Here is a 17,211-nt window from a genome sequence, read left to right on the forward strand (position 1 = left end):
GCCACTGGGCGATCAAGTGAAGGTGATGCTACCTATCAAAGCAATCGACGATAAGTTAGTCAGCATGCGATAGTTCGTCCCACCAGTAGGACAGTGAGAACACCCATGCAGGACCTAAACGATCTCTACTACTTCGCCAAGGTGGTCGAAGCCGGTGGTTTTGCCGCTGCCGGGCGTGCTCTGGGCATCCCCAAGTCACGCTTGTCACGCCGCGTGGCTGAGCTCGAAGAGCGTCTGGGTGCCCGCCTGTTACAGCGCACAACACGCCAACTGAAACTCACCGCCGTAGGCGAGCGCTATCTGAGCCATTGCCAGGCCATGTTGCTGCAGGCCGAAATGGCTGATGAGGCCGTAGCCAGCATGTCCAGCGAGCCGCGAGGCCGCCTGCGGGTGTCCTGCCCTGTGGGCTTGGCCCATGAGTTTATGCCCGAGGTCATCAGTTCTTTTCTGCGCGCCTACCCGCATGTTCAGCTGGAAGTCAGCCTGCTTAACCGACGCGTCGACCTGATCACCGAGGGCATTGATGTGGCCATGCGCGTGCGCGAACTGGGAGATGAAGACCCGCTACTGGTTACCCGGCGCTTGCGCCAAGCCGTCACCGTGATGGTGGCCAGCCCCGAGTTTGCTCGACAATGGACGATCAATACCCCCGACGACCTTAAAAAGGTTCCGGTACTGGGGGCCGTTGAGGCGGATCGCATGGTGCACCTGCGGATGCTCGACCAGCAGGGTAAAGCCTGCGATATGGTGCTCGAAGCTCGACTGGGCATTGATGATTTCGTGGTGCGCAAAGCCTGCACCCTGTCCGGCCTTGGCTTTACCGTTCTGCCCATGCTGTATTGCGAACAAGAACTGCAAAGTGGTCAGTTGGTGCAATTACTGCCCCACTGGTCACTGCCCGGAGGCTGGTTGCACGCTGTGTACCCGCACCGTCGCGGTGTCATGCCAGCCGTGCGAGCCTGGATCGATCACTTGGCAGAAGCTTTCGAGCGCTGTGGAGACAAAACCCTATGACCCGCACTTCGCCCCCCCGAAAAACCATGACCAAAGCCGATGTCGCCGAATTCTGTCGCCGCCTGCCTGGCGTGAAAGAGGATGTGAAATGGGGCGGGGTCGAGGTGTTTTTTGTCGATCAGAGCAAAATGTTTGCCCTGTTCAACCTCAACAGCAACGGGCTTTCGTTCAAGGTCGAGAAAGAACTTTTTTTGGGTTACATCGATCGTCCCGGCATACGCCCATCGCCTTATCTGGCACGTGCCTACTGGATCAATATGCAGGCGCCCTACCCGATGGGCGCTGAGGAACTGCAAGACTTGTTGCGCCGCTCCCACCAACTGGTGGTCGGCAAACTGCCGAAAAAACGTCAGATCGGTTTGTTGATCTGACGTAATCGGCAGCCCGCTTACAGGTTCAGAACCGTCAGTTTCAAGAACAGCACGTCAGCCCAGACCGCTTGATGCACGGCAACGATCAACCAGAACCACACTTGATAGGACACCTTGCGCGTTTTGTGGCGAAACACTTGTTGTGCCACCAGCGCACCCGGCCAGCCGCCCAGCAACTCCACCCCGTGCAAAACCTTCTCCGGGGTGCGCCACTGGCCGTTTTGGGCCTGCTGCTTGTCGTACCAGTACAGGCCGAACGCAACGACGCTGGCCAGCCCATAAAGCAGCAAGGGCACCCGCGTAATGCCGGTAAACAACACACTCAGTGAGCCGCCCAGCGGCATTGCACACAGCAGCGCCAACACGAGCAATTTGAATTTCAAGCCACGGATCGGCGCACCGTGACCTGGCAGCCCGACAGACTCGCGCCGATCTTTTGCCGTGTTCTTCACGCCGCAGCCGACCAGTCAATCCAGCCAAACTTCCAGGTCGCCAGAATCAACAGACCGAACGCAATGCGATACCACGCAAACGCCGCATAGCTATGGTTGGAGATGAACTTCAGCAATGCGCGCACAGCAATCATGGCGAAGATGAACGCCGTCACGAAACCAATCGCGAACACCGGCAGATCGTCAGGCTGGAACAGGTGACGGTATTTGTAACCTGAGTACACCGCTGCGCCCACCATGGTTGGCATCGCCAGGAAGAATGAAAATTCGGTAGCCGCCTTGCGCGACAAGCCAAACAACAGACCACCAATAATGGTCGAACCCGAACGCGAAGTGCCCGGGATCATTGCCAGGCACTGAGCAAAACCGATTTTAACGGCATCTTTCCAAGTCATGTCATCCACGGTTTCAGCACGAATCACATGCTGACGACGCTCAGCCCACAACATGATCACACCGCCGACGACCAGCGCGGAGGCCACGGTAATCGGGTTGAACAGGTATTCGTGGATCATGTCGGCAAAAATCACCCCCAATACCACGGCGGGCATCACCGCGATGATCAGGTTGACCGTAAAGCGTCGAGCGCTGGGTTGCGTAGGCAAGCCGACAACAACGTCGATGATCTTGCGGCGAAATTCCCAGACAACAGCCAAAATGGCACCCAACTGGATAATGATGTTGAACGCCATGGCGCGCTCGCCGCCAAAATTCAGCAAGTCCGCCACAATGATCTGATGGCCAGTGCTTGAAACCGGCAAGAATTCCGTAAGGCCCTCAACTACGCCGAGTATCAACGCCTGTGCGGCAGTCCAAAGATCCATCATTCCCCCATAAAAGCGCCGCATCTTACAGCACTGATTTGTCAATTTTGAGTGTGTGCAACCGCTGCCGCGCAATAGATCGCAGCGGCGTCATGCTCACTCATGTGATGTGAAATAACTGTCGGAAATCAATAAAGATTCAGCTTTCTGAATTCCGGCCGAGATCCTATCAGACACGTTCCACTTTCGCTGCTATGACTATGTCCTGTAGCCGTACTCAGCGATGACAACAAGAAAAATAAAGGAGTGACCGTTGTATGAATACCTTACGCAGGTTGTCCATCAGCCAACGCCTATGGCTGATCCTGATTGTGGCCATAGCCATGCTGCTGGCGTTGGGTTTGTTGATGCTAAAACAGATACATGACGATTTGTATGATGCAAAGGCACAGAAAACCCAGCACGTGGTGCAAACTGCGAGCGGCATACTCGGTTATTACCACCGCCTGGAAACAGCCGGGGCGTTAAGCCGAGAAGCCGCGCAGGAGCAAGCGCTGAAGGTGATCAGCAACTTGCGTTATAACCAGGGCGATTACTTTTGGATCAATGACCTGCGCCCCTACATGGTTATGCACCCGACCAATCCCGCCCTCGACGGCAAAGACCTTTCTGCAATCAAAGACCCCGACGGTTTTGCGATTTTTAACGAAATGGCCGCACTGGCGAAAAGCAAAGGCGCGGGCATGATGAATTACCGCTGGCCAAAACCGGGCGCCGACGCCCCGGTGCAAAAAACCTCCTACGTCCAGTTGTTCGAACCGTGGGGCTGGGTCATCGGTTCCGGGGTTTACATCGATGACATGCAAGCCGAGTTCCTGTCACAAGTCTGGCAAGCCAGTTGGGCCGGCCTGGCGATTGCCCTCATCATGGCCGCCCTGGTCATACTGATTGCCCGCAGCATCGCCCGTCCGTTACAAGAGGCCGTGCACGCCATGGCCAATATCGCCAGCGGCGAGAGCGACCTGACGCGCAGCCTCGACACCCACGGTCGGGATGAAGTCACGGAACTTGCGCTGCACTTCAACACCTTTACCACCAAGCTGCGTACGGTGGTCAGTCACCTGCAGTCCACCGCGACCGCACTGGAACAGTCATCGACACAGTTAGGGAATAACGCCACCGAAGCTCAGCAACGCAGCCAACAGCAAGCCTCGCAAATGGATCAGGTGGCGACGGCGATCAACGAAGTTACCTACGCGGTGCATGAGGTGGCCAAAAACGCTGAACACGCAGCCGGCGAGATGCGTGGCGCCCAGACGCAAGCCGAACGTGGCCAGCAAAACATCGACAACAGCCTGCAGCAGATCGGCCAGCTGTCAGGCACCATCGACCAAGCGGTCGAGGTCATTCGTACTCTGGCGACCCAAAGCAGCGGCATCAGCAGCGTACTTGAAGTCATCCGTTCAATTGCCGAACAGACCAACCTGCTGGCCCTCAACGCCGCGATAGAGGCCGCACGCGCAGGTGAGCAAGGCCGTGGCTTTGCCGTGGTCGCCGATGAAGTCCGACTGCTGGCACAGCGCACGCAACGATCTACGGCAGAGATCCAGACCATGATCGAGAGCCTGCAAAAGCATTCCGAAGCCGCCGTCACCGTGATCGCCAGCAGCAGCCGCGCCTCGCAACTGACGGTCGAGCAAGCCACCCAGGCCGGACAGAGCCTGACCACCATTGGCCAGGCCCTGAACAATCTGAATGACCTCAATGCCTCTATCGCCAGTGCAACCTTGCAGCAGGCCCATGTCGTGGAAGACATCAACCAAAACGTGACCCAGGCCGCCGGGCTTTCACAAAGCACCGCCGTGGCCGCCGAACAGTCAAGCGCTGCCAGCGTTCATCTCAAGGATCTGAGCGTTCAACTCAATGGCTTGCTGCGTCAATTCAAGGTCTAGACCTGCGGGAATCGGGCTGGCGCGATGCAGACGATGCGTTTTTTTGTTGAAGCGCGTCGCTACCATCGCGGCCAGGCACGCTGCCACACGTTGTGTGTCGTGCACATACCTTCCAGGCATAACCTGACGTGAGCATGCTAAAACTCGTCTTGCATGGGTACGAGTACCACCACGCTGTCTGACAACTGGATCAATCAGGCTCAGGACGATGAAACAGGCATCGAAACCTTCGGTGCATGGCCCTGTTGCTCTTGATTTCGGCATGGCTGAGCCTGTTTTTTTAAACGCCCAAACTCACATGGCACTTGACGAGAACCGGTGATTTGGGTTTTCCTGAAACCGGTTTCAGTGTGCCCCAATGAAACCGCCTGCGATAACTCCAATAAAAGGTTTCAGGCCGTGAACAGTTTTTCTGCTGCCCAACGCACCCGCGTCACCATGCTGGATGTCGCCCAACGTGCCGGCGTCTCCAAGGCCAGCGTCTCGCGCTTTATTGGCGAAGACCGCGCCTTGCTCTCAGAGGCCATTGCCGAGCGCATCGAGCGGGCTATCAACGAGCTGGGTTATCGCCCCAATCAAATGGCCCGTGGCCTGAAACGTGGACGCACACGGCTGATCGGCATGCTGGTGGCCGACATTCGCAACCCCTATTCGATTGCAGTGATGCATGGCGTCGAAACCGCCTGCCGCGCGCACGGCTACAACTTGGTGGTGTGCAACACCGACCGCAATGATGAACAAGAGCGCCAACACCTCGCTGCGTTGCGCTCTTACAACATCGAAGGCTTGATTCTTAACACCCTTGGCCATCATCCCGACGCGTTGCAAGAACTGCATCAGGAAATGCCCATCGTCCTCATCGACCGCAAAGTCGAGCAACTGCACAGTGATCTGGTCGGCCTCGACAATGCCGGGGCGGTACGCATGGCACTGGAACATCTGCAACAACAAGGTTATGGCGACCTGCTGATGGTTAGCGAGCCCATTGATGGCACCCACTCGCGCAGCGAACGCATGCACAGTTTCAATCAGCTCGTGACGCAACAGCCCACACTCAAAGGGGCTGTTGTGTTCACCGGCCAGCAACTGCGCGCCGACATTCAGGCCTTTATGCGCGCAGCCGGCCCCGGCCCCAAAGCTATTTTTTGCTCAAACGGTGTGTCCGCCCTGGCCTGTGCCCACGTGTTGCGCGAGTTGAAGTGCCGCCTGTTTGAAGACCTCGGCCTGATTGCCCTCGATGATCTGGACTGGTTTCCCTTGGTGGGCAGCGGCATCACCGCCCTCGCCCAGCCAACGCAACAAATAGGCGCCAGCGCATTTGACTGCCTGCTCAAACGCCTGAAGGGCGATAACGGCCCGGTCCGGGCCCTGGATTTTAGCGCCCGATTAATTATTCGCGGCTCAACGCAGCGCCTTCCCACCTGACGTTTTAAGGGCAGGCTACCTGCTCTGCGGTTACTAGCCATTTATTTCACAACAAAATGAAACCGGTTTCAGAGATTGATAACAATGAGCACATTTCCCGTTTCCATCAGCCTGTCGAGCTACGGCGCCGACCTCGTTCGCCAGCGCGGACAAGGCAGTTTCATTGAGTTACTGGCCAAGGCCGGGGCGACGCGTATCGAATTGCGCGAAGAACTGCTAAGCCTCGAAGATCCGGTCAGTATCAGTCAGGCGGTGCAGCAACACAGCCTGGAATGCGTGTTCTCCTCACCCCTGGAGCTATGGGAAGCCGGTCAGTCGCGGCCTAATCCACAACTGATTGCTACCTTGCAGCGCGCTCAGGCTTTTGGCGCCAAATGGTTAAAGGTTTCGCTTGGCTATTTCACCGAACACTGTGACCTGCCACACCTTAGCGCCTGCCTTAACCAGCAGCCGGTTCGCCTGCTGGTGGAGAACGATCAGACCTCACAGGGCGGGCGCATAGAACCCATGCTGCGTTTCTTCGACGCGGTCGAGCAGCAGCAAGCCCCCATCAGCATGACGTTCGACATCGGGAACTGGCAGTGGCAAGACCAGTCCGCCAGCACCGCTGCCCGCTTGCTGGGCCGCCATGTGAGCTATCTGCACTGCAAAGGCGTCGCCCGGCGCCCCGATGGCAAGTTGATTGCCACCCCGCCAACGGCCACTGACTTGCACGCGTGGGCAGACCTCATGACCCACATGCCACATGGCTTGACCCGCGCCGTTGAATACCCGCTGCAAGGCAGCGATCTGACCTGGCTGACCCGGCAACACGTGCAGGTGTTGGCCAGACTCAATCACGCACAACAGGAGCTGAGCCATGTCTAATGTGGATGTATTGTCGTTTGGCGAAACCATGGCCATGTGGGTTGCCGAGCAGAGTGGCGATCTGGCGCAGGTCGACCGGTTTCATAAACGCATTGCCGGTGCCGACAGCAACGTGGCCATTGGTCTGGCACGCCTGGGCTTTAATGTGAAGTGGTTAAGCCGCGTGGGCGCTGACTCTCTCGGGCGTTTTATCCTCAACGCGTTGCAAGCCGAAGGGCTGGACTGTCGGCACGTCGACATCGACCCGCTGCATCCGACCGGGTTTCAGCTCAAATCACGCGTCGATGACGGCAGCGACCCACAAGTCGAGTATTTCCGCCGTGGCTCGGCTGCCAGCCACCTGAATTGCTCTGTCATCACCGAGCAGTTGCTCAGTGCCCGCCATTTGCACGCCACGGGCATCCCGGCTGCGCTGTCGGCCAGTTGCAACGAGCTGTCGTTCGAGCTGATGAAGGCCATGCGCGCAGCGGGCAGCAGCGTGTCGTTCGACCCCAATCTGCGGCCTTCACTGTGGGCCAGCGAACAGCAGATGATCCGCGACATCAACGCCCTCGCCGCTCACGCTCACTGGGTATTGCCGGGGTTGGGCGAAGGCCAGTTGCTGACCGGCTACGAGGCCCCGGCCGACATCGCTGCGTTCTATCTCGACCAAGGCGCCGAGGCGGTGGTTATCAAGCTGGGGGCCAAAGGCGCCTACTTCCGTACAGCAAAAACAGAACAGTTCGTACCCGCCGTTCCCGTCGCCAACGTCGTCGATACCGTCGGCGCGGGCGATGGCTTTGCTGTCGGCGTGATCAGCGCCCTGCTGGAAAAGCTCGACCTTACCCACGCCGTTCAACGCGGCAACTGGATTGGCAGCCGCGCCGTGCAAAGCCGGGGCGATATGGAGGGCCTGCCCACCCGCGCCGAACTGAACCAACACATCGCTGCCGCCTGATTTTTTGCTTCACCTGTTACCTGCTGCGACAAAAACAACAAGCTCAGGAGCCACACCATGAACACGCTAAAACTCGCCACCCGCCGGTGGTGGTACATCATGCCGATCGTTTTTATCACCTACAGCCTGGCCTACCTGGACCGCGCCAACTACGGTTTTGCGGCGGCCTCAGGCATGGCCAAAGACCTCAACATCACCCCAGGTTTGTCGTCATTGCTGGGCGCGTTGTTCTTTCTCGGGTATTTCTTCTTCCAGGTCCCCGGTGCGGTCTACGCGCAACGCAATAGCGTTAAAAAGCTGATTTTTGTCAGCCTGATTCTTTGGGGCAGCCTGGCCACGCTCACAGGCGTGGTGTCCAACGCCTACAGCCTGATCGTGATTCGCTTCATGCTCGGGGTGGTTGAAGCCGCCGTGATGCCCGCCATGCTGGTGTACCTGTGTCACTGGTTCACGCGTGCCGAACGTTCTCGCGCCAACACTTTCCTGATTCTCGGCAACCCGGTGACCATGCTGTGGATGTCGGTGGTCTCGGGCTATCTGGTTCAACATTACAGCTGGCGCTGGATGTTTATTGTCGAAGGCTTGCCTGCCGTGTTGTGGGCGTTTATCTGGTGGCGTCTGGCCGATGACCGTCCAAGCGACGCCAAATGGCTCAGCCAGCAAGAGAAACAAGATCTGCAAAGCGCGCTGGATGCTGAGCAGGTCGGCATGAAGCCGGTGAAAAACTACGCGGCAGCCTTCCGCTCGCCCAAAGTCATCCTGCTGGCCATGCAGTTTTTCTGCTGGAGCATTGGGGTGTATGGCTTTGTCCTGTGGCTTCCGTCGATCCTCAAGCAGGGTGCGCAAATGGACATGGTCGAGGCCGGCTGGCTGTCGGCCCTGCCCTATCTGGCGGCGGTCATTGCGATGCTCGCGGTGTCGTGGGGCTCGGATAAATTGCAAAAGCGTAAACGTTTCGTCTGGCCCCCCCTGTTGATCGCCTCCATCGCGTTCTATGGGTCCTACGCGCTGGGCGCTGAACACTTCTGGTGGTCCTACGCACTATTGGTCATAGCCGGTGCCTGCATGTACGCCCCTTACGGCCCTTTTTTCGCGATCATTCCAGAGATTCTCCCCGCCAACGTGGCGGGTGGTGCCATGGCGCTGATTAACAGCATGGGCGCGCTGGGCTCATTTGGCGGTTCTTACCTGGTGGGTTACCTGAACAGCGAAACCGGCTCGCCTGGTGCTTCCTACCTGTTGATGAGCGGGGCTCTGCTGATCTCGGTACTGCTGACCCTGATGCTCACCCCCACCGCCAAAGACCCTGTCACCCCTAAAGCCAACGCCCCGCAGCGCCTGGCTCATTCTTGATTTCAACGTCGGTGATTACCTTGAAAAAACATGTCGTACTGTACAAAGAATTGTCTGCCCCACTGATGCAGCGCCTTGAAGAACAGGCGCAAGTCACGCTGATCAAGCGTCTGGACGCACCAGGGCTTGAGCAGTTGCGTGCCGCCCTGCCCCAGGCTCACGGCTTATTGGGTGCGAGCCTGAAACTGGATGCTCAGCTACTGGACCTGGCACCCAAGCTGGAAGCAGTGGCCAGCGTATCGGTGGGCGTTGATAACTACGACATCGACTATCTGAGCAAACGCAAAATCATGCTCACCAATACCCCTGACGTACTTACTGAAACTACCGCAGATACCGGGTTCGCGCTGATTCTGGCCAGCGCTCGACGCGTGGTGGAATTAGCCAATCGGGTCCGTAATGGCCAATGGCAAAAAAACATCGGCCCCGAGCATTTCGGCACCGACGTGCATGGCAAAACCCTGGGTATTATCGGCATGGGCCGTATTGGTGAAGCCTTGGCCCAGCGTGGGCATTTTGGCTTCGGGATGCCGGTGATCTACCACAGCAACTCGCCAAAGCCTGCGGTCGAGGCACGCTTCAACGCGCAGTACCGCAGCTTGAACGACTTGCTCAAAGAGGCTGACTTTATTTGCCTGACCCTGCCCTTGACTGCCCAAACAGAGGGTTTGATCGGTGCAGAGCAATTTGCCCTGATGCGCCCCGAGAGCATTTTTATCAATATTTCACGGGGCAAGGTGGTGGACGAAGCAGCGCTGATCCAGGCCTTGCAGCAAGGACACATCCGCGGCGCCGGGCTCGATGTGTTCGAGCGCGAGCCGCTGGATGTGAACTCGCCGCTCACGCAGCTGGATAACGTAGTGGCCACACCGCATATCGGTTCGGCCACCTTCGAAACCCGTGAAGCCATGGCCCGCTGTGCCGTGGACAACCTTTTGGCTGCGCTGGCGGGCGAACGCCCGGCCAACCTGGTCAATTAACCCTTTGTAGGAGCATGCTTTAAAAAGGTCAAAAGATCGCGAGCTCGCGCCTGCAAAACATTCTTCACTCGCCCGCCTTGATTTTGGTCCACAGGCGGGTGCGCACCCTGTCGATGTTCAGCGGCATGGCCTGAAGTGCAAACAGTTTGCCCATCATTTCGGGTGTTGGATAAACCTTGGTGTCAGCCTTGATTTCAGGGCTGACCAAGGCATCCGCTTGCAGGTTGCCATTGGCGTAATGCACGTAGTTGGAGATGCCAGCCATCACCTCTGGACGCAGCAAGTAGTTCATGAAGCTATAAGCGGCTTTTTCGTCAGGCGCATCGGCGGGCATGGCAACCATGTCAAACCAGATTGCTGCGCCTTCTTTGGGGATCGAATAACCGATCTCAATGCCGTTGTTGGCTTCCTTGGCCCGAGTCGCGGCTTGCAGGATGTCACCCGAAAAGCCTACCGCGACGCAAATATTGCCGTTGGCCAAGTCACTGGTGTATTTCGATGAGTGAAAGTAGCTGATGTAAGGTCGGACTTTAAGCAGCAACGCTTCCGCTTTTTTGTAGTCTTCCGGATTTTTGCTGTGATGCGGCAGGCCAAGATAATTCAGCGCTGCGGGTAAGACTTCCGGGCCATTGTCGAGAATGGCGACGCCGCACTGGCTGAGCTTTTCCATATTCTGCGGCTTGAAGATCAGGTCCCAAGAGTCGACCGGCGCATTATCCCCCAGGACCGCCTTGACCTTGGCTACGTTGTAGCCAATCCCGGTGCTGCCCCATAAATACGGGAAACCGTGCGCGTTGCCAGGGTCGTTGACTTCCAGTGCCTTGAGCAGCACAGGGTTGAGGTTTTTCCAGTTAGGCAACTGGCTCTTATCGAGCTTCTTCAACGCCCCGCCTTGAATCTGGCGCGCCATGAAGTGGTTGGACGGAAACACCACGTCATAGCCGGAGTTGCCGGTCATCAATTTGCCGTCCAGCGTCTCGTTGCTGTCAAACAGGTCGTAGGTAAATCCGATGCCGGTGGCGTGCTGAAAATTTTTCATTGTGTCGGGCGCAATGTAGTCCGACCAGTTATAGACCTTCACCGTCTCGGCGGCCTGACACAACGTACCGACAAGCATTAGGGGCAACAGCGTCATACGCATCATGATTCGATTCCTTGCATGTTTTGGGCAGCTTTTTTATAGGCAGGTATCGGCAGGCTTAAGCGATCAAAGGATCAATACATACGTCTTGCGCACGGTTTCCTGGATGTCCCAGATACCGGTGCTGTTGGCAGGCAACATCAGTGCATCGCCTACTTCTATGATCAGGGCTTCACCGCCATCAGGGGTGAAGGTGCAGCGCCCCTTGATAAAGTGGCAAAACTCTTGTTGCACAATTTGCCGCCGCCAACGACCCGGCGTGCATTCCCAGATGCCGGTTTCAACACCGTCGGTGCGTTCAACGCACGTCACCGACGTAACCGCTACCGGTGTACCGAGCGGCACGGCGACTGGAAACGACCCTTGCAAAGTCACCTGGGGGGTGTTTTTAAAGTGCGTAATGCTCATGGAAAACGTCCTGATAGAGACAACATTGAGTTACTGCATAAAACCTTCCATAAAACCGGCCAGCCGACTGGCAAACTGCCGACGCCATGGCGGACTATTGGGATTGGCCAGGGTTTTATCTTCGTACACAAAGCTGCGAATAATCGCGTTGTAACCCAACCAGCGGCAGGGCTCTGGTTCCCAGGCCTTAAGCGCGTCAAGCCCGCCCTGGGTCAGCACCCACGGCTGTTTTATCTCCAGCGTGTCGCGCTGCAAAATCAGATCGGCCAAGGTGCGCCCGCCCAAATGACTGGCGCCAACGCCCTCGCCACCGTAGCCCCCGGCCAGCGCAATACCGTGCTGGCGGTCACAGAGCATGTGCGGCTGGAAACGCCGTGACATCCCCAGATTGCCCCCCCAGGCATGACTGATCTGGACGTTTTTCAATTGCGGGAACAGTTCGCCAAACAGATAGCGACGCAACTCGACTTCACCCGCAGTAAGGTCGAAGTTCTCGCGCAGGCGCCCACCAAACTGGTAACCACCGCGTGCGCCGAAGACCAGACGGTTATCGGCCGTTCGCTGGCCATAAGTGACCTGGCGACTGCTTTCGCCAAAGGCCTGGCCCTGCGAAAGGCCAATCGTCTCCCAGACCGTCTCAGACAGCGGTTCTGTCGCCACAATCAAGCTTTGTACCGGCAACTGATAACGTCCCAGCCGAGCCAGGGTGTTGGCATACCCCTCTACCGCCGGGACCACCCAACGGCTGCGCACCTGTGCCTTGGCGGTACGCGCCCCCCCGGACTGCCACTGAATGACCGGGCTTTGTTCAAAGATTTGCACGCCCATACGCTCAACCGCGCGGGCCAGCCCACGCACCAGCCTGGCAGGGTGAATGGTCGCGACATGCGGCGTAAAAATGCCGCCATAAGGTTTGTCCACCCGGATTTGTTGCGCCAACTCGCTCTGGCCCAGCCAGCGATAATCGGCGTCACTCAAGCCTTGGGCATGCAGCTTGGCCAGATAGCGGCGCATCGTGGCCTCTTGCTCGGGGTAACGCGCGGCACAGTACAAGGCGCCACCTTTGCGGTAGTCGCAGTCGATGCCTTCGCGGTCGATGACGCGTTTCACTTCATCGGGAATGCCGTGCAACAGATCGAACGACTCACGACGCTGCTCGACACAGAGACCGGCGAGCAAGCGGTCTTCGCCTAACAGGTTGCCCATCAGCCAGCCGCCGTTGCGGCCCGATGCGCCGAAACCTGCAGTCTGCGCCTCGACAATGGCGACACTCAGCTCAGGCGCATGGCGTTTGAGATAGTACGCGGTCCATAGCCCGGTGTAGCCCGCCCCTATGATCAGTACATCGACATCCAGGTCGTGCTCAAGCGAGGGCCGAGGCGTCAGAGTCTCCTCAAGCTGGTCCATCCATAAACTGATCGCGCGCCATGCTGGCATTACCGACTCCACCTTGCGTTCAAGAATGGGTCGATCCTAGCGTCAGGTCTCAGCAAACGTCTTGCGTGCGTACCCGCAAAGAAATTTGTTTGGCGTAAGCCTTGGGTGACTGGCCGGTGTGCTGGCGAAAACAGCTGTAAAACGCAGAAATTGAATTGAACCCCGCCGAGAAAGCCACATCATCGACTTTGATGGGTGCCCCCGCCGCATCCATCGCCGCCAGTACATGCCGCAACCGGGCCTGATTCACGTAGCGATAAAAGCTTTGTCCCAATACCTGATTGAGCAAGTACGACATCTGATTGCGCGTGTAACCACATGCTTTAGCGACCTGTTGCAGGTCCAGAGTGGGGTCAAGGTAGGGTTGCTGGCGTTCAAAGTAGCTTTGCAGGTCTTGCGCCATAAAACTCAATTGCCGCGCCGAGAGCCCGAGGCGGCTGACCGCAGGCCGCAGCGAAGGTGGCTGATCGCGGTTTGAAGCAGCCTCATGCACCAGCGAGGCGTATTCGTTCACCCGCCATATCAAGCCGTCGCGCACGGTGATGGCCTCACTGGCGCGGAACGACACCAGCCCTTGGCTACCACGTAAGGTCATGCGGTATTGAATAAACGCCGTGTTGCCGTCCAGACGAATCCGGTCGCTGTGCTCCAGCGCTTCATCCGGGGCTCTGGGCATCGACAGTTGCACGTACTCGCGCAGCTCATCAAGGGCCATGACCCGGTTTTGAAAGAAGTCGTGGTAGCGTACCTCGGGATGATAAAGCGCCATGACCCCATCCAGATCCCGATGCTTCCAGCACAAGTGATAACGCATGACAGTTTCGCCAGTCACTTGGGTTTGTTCAGGGCTGTCGTCGAGAAGTGACATAGAACGCTCACCTGGCAAAAACACAGAGTGTCGAGTTTTGAAGAAGGGTTCAAGCAGGGAGCTGACGTGCTCATACCTGCAGTGAAGCGATTCATTACATGATTCGCATCAAAACCTCTGCAATCAAACGGGCAAAGTGCAAAAAAAGGCTTATCGCTATCACTCATGGGTGCTAGCTTAAACACGAAAAGCTCGCAAACACACGGGACAAGGTTGATGCCTTGTCGTTCCCCCGGAGCAAAAGGAATCGCTCTCATGAAACCCATAGGCACCGTCGATAAATTCAGCTTCCCCAACGCCTGCCAACTGATGCGCTGGCACTTTCACCCCATCGGCTTCGAGGCGACCATGGATGCGCCAAAAAGTATGGTTGCCCGGTTGTTTGACCGCGCCACGGGCGAAACCATGATTGCCATTGCTGGCATCCCTTGCGCAACCAGCATGAGTACCCGCGAAGTGGCGCGAATCATCCAGGCCGTTGAAGACGAGCTGGAAAGCTTCGTGCCGCCGATGGCGTGGCAGGCTTAAGGCAGCTTCAAATCGTAAAGGCGCGGGCTTGTCTTGCAATTTTTTGATCGTTTAAAAGATCGCAAGGCAAGCGCCCTCCTGCATGAGCTAGCCGGCATCAGCTTTCGCACTGCGCAGGTCCTCAAAAAATGCCTTGCCCTTGGGAATCCGGTCAGAAGCTTTGGGTATGTTCGGCCCTTGGGCTTCCTGGCTTTCCAGATACCAATAGCAATGCTTCACCGCTCGGGTGATACCGACATACGCCAGGCGCAGGACTTCGTCTTTCTGCGCGTTGTCGTACGGATCCGGATCACCGTCCTTGCCCAGACCTGCCATGCGGTAGACCTGATTCTTGTACGGTGACGACGTCAAATGCTGACAGTCGCCCAGCAGGAATACGGCATCGGCCTGCAAGCCTTTGGAGCTGTGATAGGTCAATTGTTTGAGTCTTCGGTCCTCTGGAGCCAACCTAGAATCCACATTAACTATTGACTGTATCTCCTTTTCAATCAAAAGCTTATCGCTGCTTTTTCGATACAACATCAAGATCCGATCACCGGCGTGGTAGTGCTCAGTCAAGCGTGCCGCCAAGTCTTGATCATCCCGATTCAAGACATTCACTGGCACTGGCACCTTAGGCTCGCCACTGGCCTTGGCCCGTTTACCGGCAATAGAGGGCGCCGCGCGCACAATGTGTTCAGCAGCGTCGATGATGTGCTGATGGCTGCGGAAGTTGTCACTGAGCATCACCCGCGTGGTGGCAGGCGACGGAAATTCTTTGTTGAACTCCATAAAGAATTTCGGCGAACTGCCCCGCCAGCCATAGATGGATTGCCAGTCATCACCGACGCACAGCAACGAGGAGCGCTGAGCCCCCCGCCCGACGTGCATCGCCGGACCACGGCTGCGGATCTCACGTAAGCTGGCCCGCAACCACGAGACGATCTGCGGTGACACGTCCTGAAACTCATCAATCATCAAGTGCGACAACGGCCGCAGTTGCTCGTGACTCAGCAGTTTGAAGTTTTGCGGGGTGTTTTCACCGAACAGCGAGAACATCCGGTTGTAGGTCATCACCGGTGGCGTTTGCGCCAACAGGTGGTCTTCGAGCGCTCGCCAGAACAGGCTTAAAGCCTCGAAAAAGAACCGGTCCGGATCATCCTTGGCAAACCGCATCTCACCCACAGCAGCGGCCACGTCCAGGCCCAGGTTTTCGATAAAGCTTGCCGCCGCGACGAAACAGTCCAGTAATGGCGCTGAACTCAGTTCGCCCTTGAGCTTGTAGTCAAAGCCGGGACCGGCGCTGGCATCCCCGGCCAGCGAGGCGATAACACGCTTTGCATCGGCATACGTTTCAAGCCAAATCAATGGCTTATCACAAAAAGCTCGAAACAGTGTTCGCTTAACAGCCCATTCAGCGCGCACGCTTAACTTGGCGCCCGGGCGGCAAATTTGCGGGTTCTCACGCGGGTCGAACCCCAACACTACCCAGGCATCCAGTTGTGGGATATAGCCATGGCAATGGAACGTCGAGCCATTGATCTGCAGGGTTTCTCGGTTGGGCTCAATCCCTTTGATAGGCCAGGCGCCTGCAGCAAACCAGAGGTCTTCAAGGGTGTCGCACAGCTCTTCGTCACGCTTGGCAGCTAACTCAGTCACCGCCATTCGTTTCTGCACATCCGGGTGATCGCGCTCCAACTCCTTGAGCTGCAAGGCATGGCGACACAGCGGTGCCAACGTCTGGCGAAAGCGCTCATCGCGGGTATAGAGGGCGTGATAGCAGGCATTGAGCTGTTGGCGCTGGGCATCGTTGATGCGCAGGTCAAACGGGTTGCTGTCGCCGTCATCGTCGCTCAGCAGGCTGCGCGAGTTGAGGGTTTCAAACGCTTGCAGTTGGCTATAGCCCGGCAAGCTGCGCACCATCGGCAAAATACGCGAGTGAAAAGTACGTACCACCTCACGGGCTTCTTTAAGGCTTAAGGAGCGGCCCCACAGGGCGAAAATCTCTTGCAGCTTGCTGATGAAATCCTTGCGCGACTCACGGGTAAAGGTCACTACCGTCATCGAGCTGAGCTCGAACCCCAGATAGTGGGTCAGCAACAGGATTCGCAGCACCAGCGAAGTGGATTTACCCGCCCCTGCGCCTGCAACCACCGACGTCGACGGGGTATCACTGAAAATCATCTTCCACTGCGCCGCACTCGGCTGCGCGTACTCGGGTAACAGGCTGGCCACATCGGCCTTAATCTGTTTTTTCAGCTCGGGGCCCAACGGCAGGCGCCAGTCGTCGAACAGGTTGTCATCAATGCCGGGCGCACGAAGCACCTGCGGGCGGGTGTCGCTGATGAACAGCACTTGGCGTCCTTCTTCCAACCCTTCAGCGTGGCCTTCCTTAAAGCCGTAATCGACCCCGGCGCTGTGCCCGCTACGAAACCCGTCGGCCTGCCCTTGCAACCAGGAGGCGGCGTGCTGGGCGCGCAAACGGCTTAAACCGCTGCCAAACATTCGCGCTGCCAGGCGCTTAAGCCATGGCAGTTGGCTATCAGGGACAAGTGGTTCAGGCTGTTCGGGAATGTGTTGCGGCACGCTGACTCCAGGGTGTGAGACTGTTCGGGCGGAAGGCTATGGTCGCTGCATTACGCGCAGAGAGCTAGCTAATTGCTTGAGCATCAGTTGTTTAGGCAGCTTTTTGAAGGTAGAGAGCGATTGGCTCACCGTTAGAAACATCAATTTAG

The 17,211-nt window shown here is 57.4% G+C and carries 16 protein-coding genes; 9 read left to right on the top strand and 7 right to left on the bottom strand.

Annotation, left to right across the window (positions count from 1 at the left end):
• Positions 1-105: 105 nt before the first annotated feature.
• Both ACIQYF_RS05260 and ACIQYF_RS05265 read left to right on the top strand, forming a co-directional pair.
• Complete coding sequence (locus ACIQYF_RS05260; protein ID WP_402857610.1) at positions 106-1,014, top strand: LysR substrate-binding domain-containing protein; 909 nt, start codon at positions 106-108, stop codon at positions 1,012-1,014.
• A 26-nt stretch (positions 1,015-1,040) separates the two neighbouring features.
• On the top strand, positions 1,041-1,385 hold the full coding sequence (locus ACIQYF_RS05265; RefSeq protein WP_402858040.1) for an MmcQ/YjbR family DNA-binding protein: 345 nt from the start codon (positions 1,041-1,043) through the stop codon (positions 1,383-1,385).
• 17 nt (positions 1,386-1,402) lie between these two features.
• On the opposite strand, the gene ACIQYF_RS05270 is transcribed toward ACIQYF_RS05265, so the two are convergent.
• Both ACIQYF_RS05270 and ACIQYF_RS05275 read right to left on the bottom strand, forming a co-directional pair.
• Complete coding sequence (locus tag ACIQYF_RS05270) at positions 1,403-1,837, bottom strand: DUF1294 domain-containing protein (protein WP_402857613.1); 435 nt, start codon at positions 1,835-1,837, stop codon at positions 1,403-1,405.
• Positions 1,834-2,661, bottom strand: coding sequence for an undecaprenyl-diphosphate phosphatase (locus ACIQYF_RS05275; protein ID WP_402857616.1), 828 nt, complete (start codon positions 2,659-2,661; stop codon positions 1,834-1,836). Before ACIQYF_RS05275 ends, ACIQYF_RS05270 begins: the two co-directional genes overlap by 4 nt.
• A gap of 257 nt (positions 2,662-2,918) precedes the next feature.
• On the opposite strand from ACIQYF_RS05275, the gene ACIQYF_RS05280 reads away from it, so the two are divergent.
• The 6 genes from ACIQYF_RS05280 to ACIQYF_RS05305 all read left to right on the top strand — a co-directional run bounded on the left by ACIQYF_RS05280 (position 2,919) and on the right by ACIQYF_RS05305 (position 10,115).
• Positions 2,919-4,553, top strand: a complete 1,635-nt coding sequence (locus tag ACIQYF_RS05280; RefSeq protein ID WP_402857619.1) for a methyl-accepting chemotaxis protein — start codon at positions 2,919-2,921, stop codon at positions 4,551-4,553.
• Positions 4,554-4,952: 399 nt separating this feature from the next.
• A complete protein-coding gene (locus tag ACIQYF_RS05285) occupies positions 4,953-5,978 on the top strand; it encodes a LacI family DNA-binding transcriptional regulator (protein ID WP_402857622.1) in 1,026 nt (341 codons plus the stop codon).
• A gap of 84 nt (positions 5,979-6,062) precedes the next feature.
• On the top strand, positions 6,063-6,845 hold the full coding sequence (locus ACIQYF_RS05290) for a sugar phosphate isomerase/epimerase family protein (protein ID WP_402857625.1): 783 nt from the start codon (positions 6,063-6,065) through the stop codon (positions 6,843-6,845).
• Entirely contained in the window at positions 6,838-7,782 is a 945-nt protein-coding gene (locus ACIQYF_RS05295; RefSeq protein WP_402857628.1) for a sugar kinase, read from the top strand. Before ACIQYF_RS05290 ends, ACIQYF_RS05295 begins: the two co-directional genes overlap by 8 nt.
• Positions 7,783-7,839: 57 nt before the next feature.
• The gene (locus ACIQYF_RS05300; protein ID WP_402857631.1) at positions 7,840-9,135 is read left to right on the top strand and encodes an MFS transporter; all 1,296 of its coding nucleotides are present in this window, start codon (positions 7,840-7,842) and stop codon (positions 9,133-9,135) included.
• A gap of 20 nt (positions 9,136-9,155) precedes the next feature.
• On the top strand, positions 9,156-10,115 hold the full coding sequence (locus ACIQYF_RS05305; RefSeq protein ID WP_402857634.1) for a 2-hydroxyacid dehydrogenase: 960 nt from the start codon (positions 9,156-9,158) through the stop codon (positions 10,113-10,115).
• Between the two features lie 64 nt (positions 10,116-10,179).
• Here ACIQYF_RS05305 and ACIQYF_RS05310 read toward each other — a convergent pair whose 3' ends face one another.
• The 4 genes from ACIQYF_RS05310 to ACIQYF_RS05325 all read right to left on the bottom strand — a co-directional run bounded on the left by ACIQYF_RS05310 (position 10,180) and on the right by ACIQYF_RS05325 (position 13,969).
• Complete coding sequence (locus ACIQYF_RS05310; RefSeq protein ID WP_402857637.1) at positions 10,180-11,259, bottom strand: polyamine ABC transporter substrate-binding protein; 1,080 nt, start codon at positions 11,257-11,259, stop codon at positions 10,180-10,182.
• A 63-nt stretch (positions 11,260-11,322) separates the two neighbouring features.
• The gene (locus ACIQYF_RS05315; protein ID WP_402857640.1) at positions 11,323-11,664 is read right to left on the bottom strand and encodes a cupin domain-containing protein; all 342 of its coding nucleotides are present in this window, start codon (positions 11,662-11,664) and stop codon (positions 11,323-11,325) included.
• Positions 11,665-11,694: 30 nt separating this feature from the next.
• Positions 11,695-13,101 carry an NAD(P)/FAD-dependent oxidoreductase gene (locus tag ACIQYF_RS05320; protein WP_402857643.1) on the bottom strand — a complete coding sequence of 469 codons (1,407 nt, stop codon included), beginning with the start codon at positions 13,099-13,101 and terminating at the stop codon, positions 11,695-11,697.
• Between the two features lie 49 nt (positions 13,102-13,150).
• The gene (locus ACIQYF_RS05325; RefSeq protein WP_402857646.1) at positions 13,151-13,969 is read right to left on the bottom strand and encodes a helix-turn-helix domain-containing protein; all 819 of its coding nucleotides are present in this window, start codon (positions 13,967-13,969) and stop codon (positions 13,151-13,153) included.
• Between the two features lie 255 nt (positions 13,970-14,224).
• Here ACIQYF_RS05325 and ACIQYF_RS05330 point away from each other — a divergent pair, with 255 nt between their 5' ends.
• A complete protein-coding gene (locus ACIQYF_RS05330) occupies positions 14,225-14,497 on the top strand; it encodes a DUF1652 domain-containing protein (protein WP_402857649.1) in 273 nt (90 codons plus the stop codon).
• A gap of 87 nt (positions 14,498-14,584) precedes the next feature.
• On the opposite strand, the gene ACIQYF_RS05335 is transcribed toward ACIQYF_RS05330, so the two are convergent.
• Positions 14,585-17,062, bottom strand: a complete 2,478-nt coding sequence (locus ACIQYF_RS05335; protein WP_402857652.1) for a UvrD-helicase domain-containing protein — start codon at positions 17,060-17,062, stop codon at positions 14,585-14,587.
• Between the last annotated feature and the right edge of the window lie 149 nt (positions 17,063-17,211).

Source organism: Pseudomonas sp. NPDC096917 (genome assembly GCF_044762555.1).
In the GTDB taxonomy this organism is placed as follows: Bacteria; Pseudomonadota; Gammaproteobacteria; order Pseudomonadales; family Pseudomonadaceae; genus Aquipseudomonas.

Coding starts and splice junctions, on each gene's coding strand:
- ACIQYF_RS05260 (WP_402857610.1), top strand. CDS start 106: ATGCAGGACCTAAACGATCTCTACTACTTCGCCAAGGTGGTCGAAGCC.
- ACIQYF_RS05265 (WP_402858040.1), top strand. CDS start 1,041: ATGACCAAAGCCGATGTCGCCGAATTCTGTCGCCGCCTGCCTGGCGTG.
- ACIQYF_RS05275 (WP_402857616.1), bottom strand. CDS start 2,661: ATGGATCTTTGGACTGCCGCACAGGCGTTGATACTCGGCGTAGTTGAG.
- ACIQYF_RS05280 (WP_402857619.1), top strand. CDS start 2,919: ATGAATACCTTACGCAGGTTGTCCATCAGCCAACGCCTATGGCTGATC.
- ACIQYF_RS05290 (WP_402857625.1), top strand. CDS start 6,063: ATGAGCACATTTCCCGTTTCCATCAGCCTGTCGAGCTACGGCGCCGAC.
- ACIQYF_RS05295 (WP_402857628.1), top strand. CDS start 6,838: ATGTCTAATGTGGATGTATTGTCGTTTGGCGAAACCATGGCCATGTGG.
- ACIQYF_RS05300 (WP_402857631.1), top strand. CDS start 7,840: ATGAACACGCTAAAACTCGCCACCCGCCGGTGGTGGTACATCATGCCG.
- ACIQYF_RS05310 (WP_402857637.1), bottom strand. CDS start 11,259: ATGATGCGTATGACGCTGTTGCCCCTAATGCTTGTCGGTACGTTGTGT.
- ACIQYF_RS05315 (WP_402857640.1), bottom strand. CDS start 11,664: ATGAGCATTACGCACTTTAAAAACACCCCCCAGGTGACTTTGCAAGGG.
- ACIQYF_RS05320 (WP_402857643.1), bottom strand. CDS start 13,101: ATGCCAGCATGGCGCGCGATCAGTTTATGGATGGACCAGCTTGAGGAG.
- ACIQYF_RS05325 (WP_402857646.1), bottom strand. CDS start 13,969: ATGTCACTTCTCGACGACAGCCCTGAACAAACCCAAGTGACTGGCGAA.
- ACIQYF_RS05330 (WP_402857649.1), top strand. CDS start 14,225: ATGAAACCCATAGGCACCGTCGATAAATTCAGCTTCCCCAACGCCTGC.